Annotated in this window: 9 protein-coding genes, 12 tRNA genes and 1 rRNA gene; 20 read left to right on the top strand and 2 right to left on the bottom strand. The window is 53.5% G+C overall.

What is annotated here, in order from left to right; translation table 11 throughout:
• Window positions 1–99 precede the first annotated feature (99 nt).
• From rrf to NI000_RS36125, 13 genes are all read left to right on the top strand, one after another.
• Window positions 100–216 (top strand): 5S ribosomal RNA (gene rrf / locus NI000_RS36185).
• Between the two features lie 5 nt (window positions 217–221).
• Window positions 222–297: transfer RNA gene (locus NI000_RS36180), tRNA-Asn, on the top strand.
• Window positions 298–300: 3 nt separating this feature from the next.
• A tRNA-Thr gene (locus tag NI000_RS36175) sits at window positions 301–376 on the top strand.
• Between the two features lie 4 nt (window positions 377–380).
• Window positions 381–452: transfer RNA gene (locus tag NI000_RS36170), tRNA-Glu, on the top strand.
• A 10-nt stretch (window positions 453–462) separates the two neighbouring features.
• Window positions 463–538: transfer RNA gene (locus NI000_RS36165), tRNA-Val, on the top strand.
• 1 nt (window position 539) lies between these two features.
• A tRNA-Thr gene (locus NI000_RS36160) sits at window positions 540–615 on the top strand.
• 15 nt (window positions 616–630) lie between these two features.
• A tRNA-Gln gene (locus NI000_RS36155) sits at window positions 631–705 on the top strand.
• A gap of 5 nt (window positions 706–710) precedes the next feature.
• Window positions 711–783, top strand: a tRNA-Lys gene (locus NI000_RS36150).
• A gap of 46 nt (window positions 784–829) precedes the next feature.
• A tRNA-Leu gene (locus tag NI000_RS36145) sits at window positions 830–912 on the top strand.
• A 5-nt stretch (window positions 913–917) separates the two neighbouring features.
• Window positions 918–992, top strand: a tRNA-Gly gene (locus NI000_RS36140).
• 12 nt (window positions 993–1,004) lie between these two features.
• Window positions 1,005–1,081 (top strand) — tRNA-Arg (locus NI000_RS36135).
• 23 nt (window positions 1,082–1,104) lie between these two features.
• Window positions 1,105–1,181 (top strand) — tRNA-Pro (locus NI000_RS36130).
• A gap of 24 nt (window positions 1,182–1,205) precedes the next feature.
• Window positions 1,206–1,276: transfer RNA gene (locus NI000_RS36125), tRNA-Gly, on the top strand.
• Window positions 1,277–1,347: 71 nt separating this feature from the next.
• Here the strand turns inward: NI000_RS36125 and NI000_RS36120 are convergent.
• Both NI000_RS36120 and NI000_RS36115 read right to left on the bottom strand, forming a co-directional pair.
• A complete protein-coding gene (locus NI000_RS36120; protein ID WP_253416111.1) occupies window positions 1,348–2,166 on the bottom strand; it encodes an SDR family oxidoreductase in 819 nt (272 codons plus the stop codon).
• 42 nt (window positions 2,167–2,208) lie between these two features.
• Window positions 2,209–3,954, bottom strand: coding sequence for an alpha-glycosidase (locus tag NI000_RS36115; RefSeq protein WP_253416110.1), 1,746 nt, complete (start codon window positions 3,952–3,954; stop codon window positions 2,209–2,211).
• A gap of 487 nt (window positions 3,955–4,441) precedes the next feature.
• Here NI000_RS36115 and ppc point away from each other — a divergent pair, with 487 nt between their 5' ends.
• The 7 genes from ppc to glmS all read left to right on the top strand — a co-directional run bounded on the left by ppc (window position 4,442) and on the right by glmS (window position 14,850).
• Complete coding sequence (gene ppc, locus NI000_RS36110; protein ID WP_253416109.1) at window positions 4,442–7,231, top strand: phosphoenolpyruvate carboxylase; 2,790 nt, start codon at window positions 4,442–4,444, stop codon at window positions 7,229–7,231.
• 354 nt (window positions 7,232–7,585) lie between these two features.
• Window positions 7,586–8,152: an RNA polymerase sigma factor SigW gene (gene sigW, locus NI000_RS36105; protein WP_216798336.1), complete on the top strand. Its 567-nt coding sequence runs from the start codon at window positions 7,586–7,588 to the stop codon at window positions 8,150–8,152.
• Between the two features lie 84 nt (window positions 8,153–8,236).
• Window positions 8,237–8,848, top strand: a complete 612-nt coding sequence (locus NI000_RS36100) for a zf-HC2 domain-containing protein (RefSeq protein ID WP_253416108.1) — start codon at window positions 8,237–8,239, stop codon at window positions 8,846–8,848.
• Between the two features lie 139 nt (window positions 8,849–8,987).
• Window positions 8,988–9,794, top strand: coding sequence for a diadenylate cyclase CdaA (gene cdaA, locus NI000_RS36095; RefSeq protein ID WP_253416107.1), 807 nt, complete (start codon window positions 8,988–8,990; stop codon window positions 9,792–9,794).
• Between the two features lies 1 nt (window position 9,795).
• Window positions 9,796–11,070, top strand: a complete 1,275-nt coding sequence (locus NI000_RS36090) for a CdaR family protein (protein WP_253416106.1) — start codon at window positions 9,796–9,798, stop codon at window positions 11,068–11,070.
• A gap of 89 nt (window positions 11,071–11,159) precedes the next feature.
• A complete protein-coding gene (glmM, locus tag NI000_RS36085) occupies window positions 11,160–12,500 on the top strand; it encodes a phosphoglucosamine mutase (protein WP_253416105.1) in 1,341 nt (446 codons plus the stop codon).
• A gap of 520 nt (window positions 12,501–13,020) precedes the next feature.
• On the top strand, window positions 13,021–14,850 hold the full coding sequence (gene glmS, locus NI000_RS36080; protein WP_253416104.1) for a glutamine--fructose-6-phosphate transaminase (isomerizing): 1,830 nt from the start codon (window positions 13,021–13,023) through the stop codon (window positions 14,848–14,850).
• The last annotated feature ends 25 nt before the right edge of the window (window positions 14,851–14,875 follow it).

Here is a 14,875-nt window from a genome sequence, read left to right as displayed (position 1 = left end):
AAATAAGATTCACTTTACGCTATGTTTCGATCCAGTTTTCAGGGTGCAAGTCGCCTTGAATAAAGTAAAGATGTTTCGTGGCAGAAACATCGCAATCCGTTTGGTGATGATGGCGGAAGGGAACCACACGTACCCATCCCGAACACGACCGTTAAGCCTTCCAGCGCCGATGGTACTTGGACCGCAGGGTCCTGGGAGAGTAGGACGTCGCCAAGCGGTATTCCCTGATAGCTCAGTTGGTAGAGCACTCGACTGTTAATCGAGTTGTCACAGGTTCGAGTCCTGTTCGGGGAGCCATATGCTTCCATAGCTCAGTAGGTAGAGTGCATCCATGGTAAGGATGAGGTCACCGGTTCGATCCCGGTTGGAAGCTCCATTTCGGCCCGTTGGTCAAGGGGTTAAGACACCTCCCTTTCACGGAGGTAACAGGGGTTCGAATCCCCTACGGGTCATTGTTCTGCTGGAGGCTTAGCTCAGCTGGGAGAGCATCTGCCTTACAAGCAGAGGGTCGGCGGTTCGATCCCGTCAGCCTCCACCATGCCGCTGTAGCTCAATTGGTAGAGCAACTGACTTGTAATCAGTAGGTTGGGGGTTCAAGTCCTCTCGGCGGCACCAGCAACAATACCTTATTGGGGATTAGCCAAGCGGTAAGGCAACGGACTTTGACTCCGTCATGCCTAGGTTCGAATCCTAGATCCCCAGCCATGCATGAGCCATTAGCTCAGTTGGTAGAGCACCTGACTTTTAATCAGGGTGTCGTAGGTTCGAGTCCTACATGGCTCACTTTCTTTACAGCTGCGGGGAGTATGCTTTAGAAAATGCAGCATAGGCGCGTATGGCGGAATTGGCAGACGCACCAGACTTAGGATCTGGCGGGAGACCGTGGGGGTTCAAGTCCCTCTACGCGCACCATAGTTGCGGAAGTGGCTCAGGGGTAGAGCATCGCCTTGCCAAGGCGAGGGTCGCGGGTTCGAATCCCGTCTTCCGCTCCATATTTACAGTTTGTGCCCTTAGCTCAGCCGGATAGAGCGTTTGACTACGAATCAAAAGGTCGGGAGTTCGAATCTCTCAGGGCACGCCATTTCAAATATTCGCTTGACATCTCGGGACGTAGCTCAGCTTGGTAGAGCACCTGGTTTGGGACCAGGGGGTCGCATGTTCGAATCGTGTCGTCCCGACCATTTTTTTTAACATTTTGGTTTTATGCGGGTGTAGTTCAATGGTAGAACTCCAGCCTTCCAAGCTGGTAGCGTGGGTTCGATTCCCATCACCCGCTTATTGTAAAGAACCGTGCTAGAGCATATCGCTTTAGCACGGTTTTTCTTTTCTTAGACTATGTTCTCCGAATTATCCCCGCAGTAGAGATTCTGCGCCATCAATGTAAATTTCGGTTCCGGTAATATGCGACGAATTGTCTGAAGCAAGAAAGAGGATGAGTTGGCCGACTTGTTCGGCAGAGCCGGGGGCTTGCTTTAACGGATGATCCCCTTTCGGGAACTCGACGGGGATACGAATATTTTCTACTTCGGGGCGCGGATATGTGTTCTCCTCGATCTTAGTCTCAATCGCTCCCGGACAAATCGCATTGACTCGAATACGGTATCGGGCGAGCTCGAGTGCGGCCATTTTCATAAAAGCGAGCTGACCCGCTTTGGTGCTACTGTAGGCACTAAACCCGAAGTTGGAAAAAACACGGTTGCCGTTAATGGAACTCGTGATGATGATACTCCCGCCGTGTTCCATTAGATGGGGTATCGCATATTTCACGGTAAGAAATGTGCCCTTTAAGTTAATGTTGTGTACTTGTTCCCAATCGGACACTTCCATATGCTCAATGGCCGTAAGCACTCCATTGATTCCTGCATTCGCCACAACGATGTCTAGCCGGCCGAATCGATCCACGGTTTGCTTTGTGGCCGTATAAATTTCGTCAGGGATCGAGATGTCCGCTTTGATGGATAGGGCTTCGCCATGCATTTTCTCGATTTGCTGCTGAACCTCGTCCAGTTCTTTTTGATTGCGTCCGACCAAACCTACTTTGGCTCCATGAGAGGCGAGAAGCAGGGCGGCTGCTTTGCCGATTCCGGAACCGCCGCCCGTAACTAGGGCAACTTTATTGCCCATTCGTTGATTGCCATCTGTAATTTTTCCATAGGATCGATGCATAGCAGTTTCCTCCTTTATGCTTTTGAGACAGTGCGTGTATTTTTAAAGAGAACGATACAAAATGCGATAGCCGAGCGGGTCCAGCTTGATGTTCATCATGCCGTCCTCCGGGGTAACGGTTTCCCCGGAAAGCGCGTCTTTCCAATCGTCCGTTTCCATCGGATGCGACAGAACGGTTTCTTCTTCGGTATTGTTCATCCAGACGGTGAAGTGCATATGGCTGTTCAGCCGCTCGTAAATAATCCGCGGATCGCCGGGCTCGGCTTTGAGAAAGCGAAAGCTTCCTGATCTAAGCACATCGTAATCTTTGCGAAGCGCAATGAGTAGCCGGTAAAAGTCGTACAGCTCGTTGTCCTGCCTATCCGGATCCCACTCCATGCACTTGCGGCAGTCCGGGTCGGGGCCTCCGGTTAACCCGATTTCGTCCCCGTAGTAAATGCAAGGTGTCCCCATATACGTAAGCAGGAACACGACACACAATTTGACTCTGCGTTTGTCTTCGCCGACACAAGTAAGCACGCGCGGCGTATCGTGACTGCAAAGCAGGTTAAAAATAACCTCGTTCGTCTGCTGAGGATAACGCATGAGCAAAAAGCCCATACTGTTGGCAAACGTATACCCGTCCATGGCGGATTGCGAGAAAAACTCGAGTACTTTGCTGGAGAACGGATAGTTCATCACGGAATCGAATTGGTCGCCGAGCAGCCATTTCATTGAATCGTTCCAGACTTCTCCGACGATGTAAGCGTCCGGGTTGGCGGATTTCACCACTTTGCGGAAGTCGCGCCAAAAATGGTGGTCGATCTCGCTGGCCACATCGAGCCTCCAGCCGTCGATTTGGATCTCTTTGATCCAATATTCGGCGACGTCCAATAAATATTGCTTCACTCGGGGGTTAGCCGTATTGAACTTGGGCATGTGCGGGAAGAAGCCGAACGTATCGTACGTAGGAATTCCATCCCGAACGGCCAAGGGATATTCGCGCACGTGGAACCAGTCTGCATATTTCGACTTTTCGCCGTGACGGACAACATCCTGAAACAAGGGGAAATGCTCGCTGCAGTGGTTGAACACGGCATCCAGCATGACACGGATACCTCGGGCATGACAGGCGTCGACCAATTGTTTTAACGTTTCGTTGCTGCCGAACTGCGGATCGACCTTTTTGTAATCGAGCGTGTCATATTTATGGTTGGAGGGTGAGTGGAAAACCGGGGTCAAGTAAATGGCGTTGACGCCCAAGTTTTCAATGTAATCCAGATGGTCGATAATGCCTTGCAGGTCGCCACCGAAGGAATTGTCGTTGGTCGGCTGGCCACCCCACGGCTCCGTAGGGTCGGGATCGTTCGACGGATCTCCGTTGGCAAAGCGTTCAGGAATGATCTGGTAAAAGATTGCGGACTTGGCCCATTCCGGCGCGGCATACATATCGACCTCGTGGATATAGGGGAAATCGTAATAGCCGCCTGGCGGCGCAGGTTGTTCATCATGGATGCCCGACTCTGTCATCCACACGCTCTCCGAGCCCGCACTCATGCGAAATCCGTATGAGATCCGGCCGTATTTTGGTTTGACACTTGCCTCCCAGTAATCGAAATAAGCGTCGGAAGCCGTTTTCTTCATCGGATATTCCGCGTAGGTACGATTCCAGTCGTACTTGTCCCCGGTGACCGCCATGATGTCCATTACATCATCCCGTTTCGTGCGGACGCGCAAGTGAATGGTATGTTTGTCGTATGCATAAGCCCAGTTGCTTTGGGACACGTGATAAAAGCACTCCCGAAGCATAGCGTCACTTCCTTTTCCCAATCATTGGATTAGCCTATCCTCCTATTAACCGGACGCCGCCCCTGCTAAACAAGGCTTTCTATAAGGCTAGGGGATCTGTAGCTTCTGCCGGATATTGTTAACCGGTGCAATTCGTTAAAATATTGCGGCCGCTTTGCAGTTTTGTTATGATCGTATATAATACCGATCGGGGTTATCTGCTTTTAAAGCTCAATGGCGCAAGTTCGACAACCGGAAGGTTGGTTACAAGCTACAAGCCGTAAGTTATAAGCGACGGGACTGTTAAACGCAGAGTACACATCGTCGCATAAGCCCCGTCTTTTCCTCCGCCTCTTCCCCGAATGATGCCCGCCACACCGCTTCTATACGATCAATCCTATAAATTTACAAAGGTTTTTTTCGCTTTACCGCATAAATGGACTACATGGTTGCCTAAGGTTGTGCTAAAATAGGGGTTATGATCTTGGCTTAGGGATGGAGGAGAACCATGTCGGATTCAGTCAGTTTGATCAACAAAAACACGTCCAACAATTTGCTTCGCCGTGATGTTCGGTTTTTGGGGCATATTTTGGGTGAGGTGCTGGTTCACCAGGGCGGCAATTCATTGTTTACCATCGTAGAGAAGATAAGAGAGATGAGTAAATCGCTGCGCGCCCAGTTTACGCCGGAAATGTATGCGGAATTTAAGGATACGATAAACGGCTTGGCTCCGGAGATTCGCCATCAGGTTATCCGCGCGTTTGCCGTTTATTTTCAATTGATCAACATCGCCGAGCAGAATCACCGGATTCGGCGCAAACGCGATTATGAGCGTACCGCAGGAGAAAACGTGCAGCCGGGTTCGATCGAGGACGCGGTCCGCAAGCTAAAAACGCTTGGTACGCCTGCGGCAGAGGTCGGGGATATGATCGAGGGCATCTCGCTGGAGCTCGTGATGACGGCGCATCCGACGGAAGCGACCCGCCGGGCGGTGCTCGATATTCATCAACGGATTGCGGCGGACGTGATGGAGCTGGATAACCCGAGCTTGACGTTCCGCGAGCGCGAGCAGCTGCGTGAGAAGCTTCTGGGCGAGGTCATTACCCTTTGGCAGACGGACGAGCTGCGCGACCGGAAGCCGACCGTCGGCGACGAGGTCAAAAATGGACTGTACTATTTTGATGAAACGCTGTTCGACGTGCTCCCTCAAGTGTATCAGGAGCTGGAACGATGTCTGCACAAGTACTACCCGGAGCAGTCTTGGCATGTGCCGACGTTCCTGAAATTCGGGTCGTGGATTGGCGGGGACCGCGACGGCAACCCTTCGGTCACCTCTACCGTGACGTGGGAGACGCTTACCATGCACCGGGAGCTCGCGCTGCAGAAGTACGAGGAGCTGCTGACGGATTTGTTGAAGCATATGAGCTTTAGCAAAAATATCGTCGAAGTGACGCAGGAGCTGTTGGATTCGATCCAGCACGACCGGGACATGGTCGAACTGCCGTCCGATCAAGTATTGCCTAACGAAAAAGAGCCCTACCGCATCAAAGTCCGGTATATGGTCGAGAAAGTTCGCAATGCGGCCAAACCGAACGTGCCGGCGGGCAAAAAATACAATAATCCTCAGCAATTCAAGGAAGATTTGCTGATTATCGAGCGCAGCTTGCGCAATCATTATGCCGATTTCATCGCCGATGCCTATGTGCAAAAGATGATTCGCCAAGTGGAGCTGTTCGGCTTCCATCTGGCTTCGCTGGACGTCAGACAGCATAGTAAAGAGCACGAAGCCGCGATGACGGAAATTTTGGCTAAGATGAGCATCTGTTCCGATTACGGCGCGCTTCCGGAAGAGCAAAAGATCAAGCTGTTGACGGATATTTTGAACGATCCGCGGCCGATTACTTCGCCTTACCTGCATTATTCCGAGTCTACGCAGGAGTGCTTGGATGTGTATCGCATCATCCAAAAGGCACAGCAGGAGTTCGGTAGAAGCTGTATCACAAGCTATCTGATCAGTATGACGCAAGGAGCCAGCGACCTGCTCGAGGTACTGGTGTTCGGCAAAGAAGCGGGCTTGTATTTGCACGAGCCGGACGGCTCCGTCACCTGCACGTTGCAATCCGTCCCGCTCTTCGAGACGATTGACGACTTGCACGCGGCTCCAGAGATTATGACGACGCTGTTCCAAATTCCGGCTTACCGGAACAGCTTGAACAGCACGAATCAGCTTCAGGAAATTATGCTCGGCTATTCCGATAGCAATAAAGACGGCGGCGTGATTACCGCCAACTGGGAGCTGCGGGTTGCGCTGCGCAGCATTACGGCGGCGGCAAAGCCGTTCGACGTGAAGCTGAAGTTTTTCCATGGGCGCGGCGGCGCGCTTGGCCGCGGCGGCATGCCGCTCAACCGGAGCATTCTGGCTCAACCGGCCGATACGGTAGGCGGCGGGATCAAAATCACGGAGCAAGGCGAAGTGCTGTCCTCCCGTTATTCCATGAAGGGGATCGCTTACCGGAGCTTGGAGCAAGCGACATCCGCACTGATCAAAAGCGCACTGTGGGCGCGCAACCCGCAGGCAGACCCTTCCGAGCCGGGCTGGGAAACGATTATGCGCGACATTTCCGAGCAGGCTCAGCAGAAGTACCAGGATCTGATTTTCCGCGATCCGGACTTTCTGACCTTCTTCAAGCAGTCCACGCCGCTGCCGGAAATCGGGGAACTCAATATCGGTTCCCGCCCGTCCAAGCGGAAAAATAGCGACCGTTTCGAGGACCTCCGGGCCATCCCGTGGGTGTTCGCTTGGACGCAAAGCCGTTATTTGCTGCCCGCTTGGTATGCTTCGGGCTACGGGCTGCACAGCTTCTACCAAGGGAATCCGGAAAACCTGCGCATTTTGCAGGAAATGTACAACAACTGGGCGTTCTTCCGTTCGCTCATTGACAACTTGCAGATGGCACTCGCGAAGGCCGATTTGCTGATCGCTAAAGAATACGGCAGCATGATCGAGGACCAGACGATTGCCGAACGGATCATCCGTATGATCGAAGAAGAATACGAACGGACGTCGGACCTGATTCTGAAAATTACCGGTCAGCAAGAGATTTTGGACAATGTCCCGGTCATTCAAGAATCGATCCGTTTGCGCAATCCGTACGTCGATCCGTTGAGCTATATGCAGGTTCAGCTCCTCTCAGAGCTTCGCCCGCTGCGCGATCAGGGAGGCGACGATTCGCTTCTGCTCCGCGAAGTGCTTCTTACGATCAACGGAATTGCCGCTGGACTTCGCAATACGGGCTGATGCTTGTCAACCTGCGAACCGAAAGCCGGGAGCTTGGCTTATGCCGAGCCGCCCGGTTTTTCTCATGTTTGGTTTCATTAGGAAGGTCGACGGCCGAAACCAAGTGCCGTCCTTTATCGTAAGAATTTATTAATAAATCGCAGAATGATGAATCTGCTGAAGCGCGAATACGGAGGGGAGCGGCGGCGCACAATTTCTTTTGGGAAGAGACTGTACAGGCGGTGCAGTCGTTTGGTATTCTTTTACTAGTAGACGGAACGGTGATCGAAGAAAGGTCAGGCGTTGTCCGGAAGAATCCGAATTTGACCGTTGGCAAGCCAAGCGGATCCAAGCTCGGAGGTTGGAGGTAGGTCGGTGAATCAAATGGACACCCGGCTCGCCAAGCTCGCCCGGAGCGGGGATCGAGCGGCTTTTGCCGAATTGGTGGAGCTGTACAAGGATAAAATTTACCATCTCGCCTATCGTATGCTGCATAACCGTCATGAGGCGGAGGAGATCGTGCAGGAGACGTTTTTGCGGGTGTACACGAATTTGGACCGTTATGACGAGCAGCAGAAGTTCTCGACCTGGATATACCGGATCGGGACAAACCTGTGCATTGACCGGCTCCGTAAGCGAAAGATCAACTATTCGCTGGACGCCGAGATGAGCGATGGGGAAGGCAGCGACTGGTATTCCGCCCTGCCAAGCCGCGAAGAAACGCCGGACAATCAGGTGGTGCTGTCGGAGACGCAGGATCAGATTCGCGAATCGATCAAGACGCTGCCGGAGAAATACCGGGCGGTCGTGATTTTGCGTTATCTCCAGGACTTGTCGCTTCAAGAAATTAGCGATGTGCTGTCGATGCCGGTAACGACAATTAAAACCAGGTTGCACCGGGGCAGGGAATTTTTGCGTAAAAAATTAGAGCAGGTTTTATAGTTGTTTTTTGAAACATCTCTCGGCTTCGAACGTATTGTATGACACAAACCTGATTTAATGGACAGAAGAAAGGAGTGGCTCAGGATGAATTGTGAGGAAGCCCTCCCTTTGCTGCATGAATATTTGGACGGGAGCTTGGAAGGAAGGGAAGCGGCGGCGCTCAAAGAGCATTTGCTTGTTTGCCCGGAATGCCGCAAGCGCCTGCAGCAGTTTGAGAAAGTGGAAGCGCTGATTCATGCTTGGCCGCCACAGAAGGTTCCTGAGGGCCTGACGGAGCGGATCATGCAGGCGCTGCCACCGGTCAAACGGCAAAATCCATGGTACCGGTGGATCCGTAAGCATCCGGCGGCCTCGGTGGCGGCGGTCTTTTTTCTTGTGATGCTGTCGACCTTCGTTTCCTCATGGAACGATGATCGCGAATTGCTCGTGAAGGGAAATGACCTGCAGTCGGTCGTTATTAAAGGTGATACGGTTTATGTGCCGGCAGGCAGCAAAGTGGCAGGAGATTTAACGGTGGAGAACGGAAAGCTGCAGGTGGACGGCGACATCGTGGGCAACATTACGGTGATTGACGGATCGGTTCAGTTGGCCTCGACGGCGCATATTTCCGGGCATATTCAACAAATCGACGAAGCCTTTAGCTGGCTTTGGTACAAAATGAATCGGTGGGCTGGAACTATTTCGGGAATGAAATAGGCCAAGCGGCCCAATTTGTTAAAATCCTCCCTTGCGCGTGGTAGAAAGGGAGGGTTTTTTGTTGCAAATATGGTATGATCTAAGGAAGGGGAACACTACAGGGAACCGATATGACGGAGGCAGGCTTGGGGGCAACGCGATGGATTGGATTACGGAAATCGATATCAAAGATATTGTCGATATATTGATCGTCAGCTATGTCATATACAAATTGATTTTGGTGGTCCGGGGAACCCGTGCCATCCAATTGCTCAAAGGTATTTTGGTCGTTGTCGTCACCTGGGCGCTCAGCTCATGGTTTAAGCTGAATACGCTGCAGTGGATGATGAACCAAATGTTCACCTTCGGGCTCGTCGGGGTGATCATCATCTTCCAGCCGGAGCTGCGGAGGGCGCTGGAGCAGCTTGGCCGAGGCAAGCTGTTCAGCCGGACGAACGTCGAGGAAGATACGGAAGTGAACCGCCGGATCAACGAGGTGCTGAAGGCCGTTACCTATATGGCCCGGCGCAAAATCGGAGCGTTGATCGTATTCGAGCGGGATACGGGACTTACCGACTATATCGAGTCGGGCATTGCGATCGAATCGCAAATCAGCTCGGAGCTGCTGATTAACATCTTCGTGCCGAACACGCCGCTTCATGACGGAGCGGTTATTCTGAGGAAGCATCAGCTGATGGCGGCCGGTTGCTATTTGCCGCTGTCCGAAAATCCTTTTATCAGCAAGGAGCTCGGGACGAGGCACCGGGCGGCGATCGGGATGAGCGAGGTGTCGGATGCGATGTGCGTCATTGTGTCCGAGGAGACGGGAGCCGTCTCGCTTGCGATGAACGGCCATATTTTGCGGGATGTGAAAGAAGATGCTTTGTTGGCCAAGCTGTTCGAGGAATTGAAGCCGAAAGCGAAGACGAAGGAAAAACGCTCCATTTGGAAATGGAGGCGACGCTAGAATGGATCAATGGCTGCGCAACACGAACGTCGTGAAGGTTATTGCGCTGATTATAGGAATCATGCTGTGGGCGGTCGTCCGTGCGGACAACGCTCCGATTGCGGGAACGACCGGAACAGGTATTTTGGAGGAAAAAATCGGGAATGTCGCGGTGACGCCGAAGTATGATACGGACCAATTTTATGTCGTGCAGATCGATCCTGCCCAGGTGACGTTAAGCCTAACGGGCAGGGATTCCGCCCTAAAAAAGGTCATGAATTCGGGGACCTATTCGGTGGAGCTGGATTTAACCAAGGTAGGTAAAGGGGAGTATCTGCTCCCGGTCACTCCGATAGGCTTTCCGTCCAATGTGACTGTGAAGGCAACACCGGCCAATGTCCGGGTCGTGATCGACGATAAGAAAAATAAATCGATGCCGGTTACCGTCAATGTGACGGGAATCCCCGCAGTCGGGCTGAAAGCCGGGCAGCCGGTCGCGAAGCCGAAGCAGGTCACCGTATCCGTCCCAAGCCGCATCTATGATGAAGTGGAATCGGTGCGCGCGGACGTCAATGTAGAGAAGGCGTCATCGCCGGTTTCCAGCAAAGTAAAACTGGTGGCCTATAACAAGGACGGCAAGCCGATTGAGACCGCGGTGATCAACCCGGCCGTGGTAGAGGTCGAAGTGCCTATCACCAGCCCGTTCACGCTTGTGCCGCTCCAAGTGAAGCTCGTAGGCGAACCGCCGCGGGGCTACGCCGTAGCTTCCGTCCGGCAGAGTACGGATAAAGTAACGGTATTCGGTCCGCAGAACGTGCTGGATCGATTGGAGTTTTACGAAGGACCGCAGGTGGATCTGGGCGACCTGAAAGAAGATAAGGAGTTCACTTTGCCTATTCCGCTGCGAAATAACGTCAAGCAGCTTGACCCGGATAAAGTGACGGTGAACGTCGCGATCGTGCCTTCGGTAACGAAGACGCTGGAGGCGATCCCGCTGTCGATCATCGGGCAAAACGACGGCTTTGATACGAAAGTCGTGCTTCCGGAGTCGGGGCAGCTGAATCTGACCGTCGAAGGCGCACAGGAGCTGATTGATAAGCTGAAGCCGCAGGATGTTCAGGGAATTCTCGATGTGAGCAATTTGCCGCCCGGCAAGCATGAGGTGCCGGTGACCTGGAACTTGCCGACGTTCGTGAAGAAGGGGCCGCAGCAGGATTTCAAAGCGACGGTAGAGATCAGCGCGAAGCCCGGGAAGCAGCCGGAAGCGCCACCTGCTACACCGCCTGCCGCGCCCTAGGACTGGGTAAGATTTGACCGTTTGGGATGAATCGGTGATAATGGGGAGTAGTTTGTTGACATAAGGCACTGCAAGGGGAGAGAGATTCGATGGGGAAATATTTTGGTACGGACGGTGTCCGTGGAGTTGCGAACCAAGGGTTAACCCCGGAGCTCGCGTACAAAATCGGCCGCTGCGGCGGCTATGTCTTGGCAGGTAAAGTGGAGAAGCCGAATGTCGTGATTGGCCGCGACACGCGGGTGTCCGGTCCGATGCTGGAGGCGGCGCTGGTCGCAGGTCTGCTATCTATCGGCGCCAATGTTATTCGGCTCGGCGTGTTGAGCACACCCGGCGTGGCTTATTTGACACGCGAGCTGAAGGCAGATGCGGGTGTCATGATTTCGGCCAGCCACAATCCGGTGGAGGACAACGGAATCAAGTTTTTTGGCGCGGACGGCTTCAAGCTGTCCGATGAGACGGAGCTCGAGATCGAGCGGCTGATGGATGCGGCCAACGACGAGCTGCCGCGGCCGACCGGCGGAGCGATCGGCAATGTGATCGACAATGAAGAAGCAAAATTCCAATATTTGAGCTATATTCAATCGACTGTAAGCTCTTCTTTTCAGGGCTACCGTATCGCCTTGGATTGCGCCAACGGCGCGGCTTACGAGCTGGCGCCCAAAGTATTCGAGGCGCTCGGCGCGGAAGTGATCACGATGGGTGCGGAGCCGAACGGACGCAATATCAACGACCACTGCGGTTCGACGCATCCCGAAGATCTGCGGAAGCTGGTGGTTGAGAAGCAGGCGCATATCGGGCTTGCTTTCGACGGGGATGCGGACCGCCTGATTGCGATTGATGAGAACGGCGAAGAAGTGGATGGCGACTTCATCCTGAGCATCTGCGGTCATGCGATGAATCAGGCCGGCAAGCTGCGCGGCTCGACGATCGTGACGACCGTCATGAGCAATATCGGGTTCTTCAAAGGCATCGAGGCGGTAGGTCTGAAGGCGGCGAAGACCGCGGTAGGCGACCGTTACGTGATGGAAGAAATGCGTAAAGGTGGATACAATCTGGGCGGCGAGCAGTCCGGGCATGTCATTTTCCTCGACCACATTACGACGGGGGACGGCATTCTGACGGCGCTGCAGCTTATGGACACGCTGGTGAAGTCCGGTAAAAGCCTGAGCGAGATGAAGGGCATCATGCGCAAATATCCGCAGACGCTCGTGAACGTGCGTGTGGCAGATAAAAGCAAGCTTAACAACAATCCTGCTGTCGAAGCTGTTATTCGTCAAGTTGAAGACGAGCTGGGCGACAATGGCCGGGTATTGGTGCGTCCTTCCGGTACGGAATCGCTGATCCGTGTGATGGCCGAAGGACCGGACAAAGACCAGGTCGAAGCCTATGTGCAGCAGATCGCCGATGTAATTCAGCGCGAGCTGGTGTAGCCGGGTTAACGTGGGAGAAGGAGCGTTCGCGGCCGCTCCCGGTGACACGGAATTCAAGGTCCCGGACGCCGGAAAGGCATCCGGGATTTTCGCTTCGCGCATGGCGGAAATGAAAACCGTTGAAAATAGAGGTTGCGCTTTCGGACCAAAATGAATAAGATTGGTATAGAATCTTACTCTAAACGGAAAGGTGGGGCGGGGTTACTTAGCAAGACAAGCGCCAGGACTGGATGGCTTATCCGGGGCTGCTTGATTTTCTGCGCATTCGGTCACAGGGTCCGTCGCCGCGGGAAGCGGTGGAATGGACTCCACTATCTCTTAGACAACGCAGGAAGCGGGTATCTCAGGTTGGCATCCAGTTGACGAGGTGAAGGTGTTCGAAACATTCGGCGGGGACCTTCCGGCCATCGATCCAGCCGTATCGTCAAAACTGAAAACGTCCGGGCGACCGGACCGACAAAGTTTTTGACGGGATCCTACGAAATTTTACTTTCTTTGACAATCAGGAGGTCCTGAACATATGTGCGGTATCGTCGGTTATGTGGGAAAAAGGAATTCCCAAGATATATTGATTGACGGCTTGAAAAAACTGGAGTACCGCGGGTACGACTCGGCTGGCGTAGCCGTGTATACGACCGATGGTCTGCAGGTGAAGAAGTCGAAAGGCCGGTTGGCCGTATTGGAATCGAAGCTTGGCGAGAAGCCGCTCAGCGGCACGATCGGGATCGGTCATACGCGCTGGGCGACGCACGGCAAACCGTCGGATGAGAATTCGCATCCGCATACGGATAATTCGTTTAAATTTTCCGTCGTACACAACGGCATTATTGAGAATTACATTTCGCTCAAGGAAGAATTGATCGCGCAAGGCCATGTATTCGTTTCGGAGACGGATACGGAAGTTATTTCCCACTTAATCGCAAGCTTGTACGAAGGCGATATCGTGAAAGCGGTACAGAAGGCGGTTTCGCACATGAAGGGCGCATTCGCGCTGGGCGTATTGACCGAATATGAGCCGGATAAGCTCGTCGCGGTTCGGTTGTCCAGCCCGCTCATTATCGGTGTCGGCGAAGGCGAGAACTTCATCGGCTCGGACATTCCGGCGATCCTCGAATATACGCGAAACGTGTATATTTTGAACGACGGCGAGATGGCCGCTTTGACGCGTGAAGGTGTCGAATTAATGACATTGGAGGGGAATTTTATTTCCCGGGAATTATTCCATGTCGATTGGGATATCGTGACGGCGGAAAAAGCCGGATTCGATCACTTCATGCTGAAAGAAATTCATGAGCAGCCGAAGGCTTATCGTGATACGATGGGCGCCCGCTTGGATGAAAGCGGCCAAAAGGTCGTATTGAGCGAAGTAGGCATGACGTCGGAGCAGATTCGCGCCATTCGACAAGTCCACATCGTGGCTTGCGGTACGGCTTATCATGCGGGTCTGGTTGGAAAATCGGTGATCGAGAAGCTGGCACGGATTCCGGTAGAAACGGATGTCGCTTCGGAATACCGCTACCGCGCTCCGATTATTACACCGGAGACGCTTGTCATCGTCGTGAGCCAATCCGGCGAGACGGCGGATACGCTCGCTGCACTCCGTGAAGCAAAACGCTGCGGCGCGCGGGTGTTAGCTATAACGAACGTGGTCGGCAGCTCCGTTTCCCGGGAAGCGGACGACGTGATCGTCACATGGGCTGGTCCTGAGATTGCCGTAGCCTCCACAAAGGCGTATACTTCGCAGTTGATTGCCTTTTACCTGCTCGGACTGTATTTGGCCCAGACGCTCGGTACGGTGGACGAGGCTTACATCGCCGAGGTCGTTGCAGGCCTGCAGGAACTGCCGGAAAAGGTTGAAAGCATTTTGGCTCAAGCCGATACGATCAAGGCAATTGCCAAGCAAGTATCGACGCATGACAACTTGTTCTTTATCGGCCGCGGCTTGGATTATGCTGTAGCTTTGGAAGGTTCCTTGAAGTTGAAGGAAATTTCTTACATCCACTCCGAGGCATACGCTGCCGGTGAGCTCAAGCACGGAACGCTGGCGCTCATCGAGGAAGGTATCCCGGTAATCGCTCTGGCGACCCAGGACGACCTCTTCGAGAAAACGGTCAGCAACATCAAGGAAGTCAAAGCGCGCGGCGCGCACGTATTCGGCATCCATGCCGAAGGCGACGCCGAGCTTGCCAAGGTCGTCGACCATACGTTCGCGATCCCGGCAACGCTGCCGCTGTTGACCCCTGCGCTGTCCGTTGTACCGCTGCAGTTGCTCGCGTATTACGCGTCGCTGGCCCGCGGCAACGATGTCGACAAGCCGCGGAACTTGGCGAAGAGCGTGACGGTGGAGTAAGCCAACGAAGCGGATATATTGTTCT

It is taken from the genome of Paenibacillus tyrphae, from assembly GCF_024158745.1.
Taxonomy (GTDB): domain Bacteria; phylum Bacillota; class Bacilli; order Paenibacillales; family NBRC-103111; genus Paenibacillus_G; species Paenibacillus_G tyrfis_A.
Note: the sequence above shows the minus strand (reverse complement) of the source record. Positions and strands in the feature narration are given on the sequence as shown.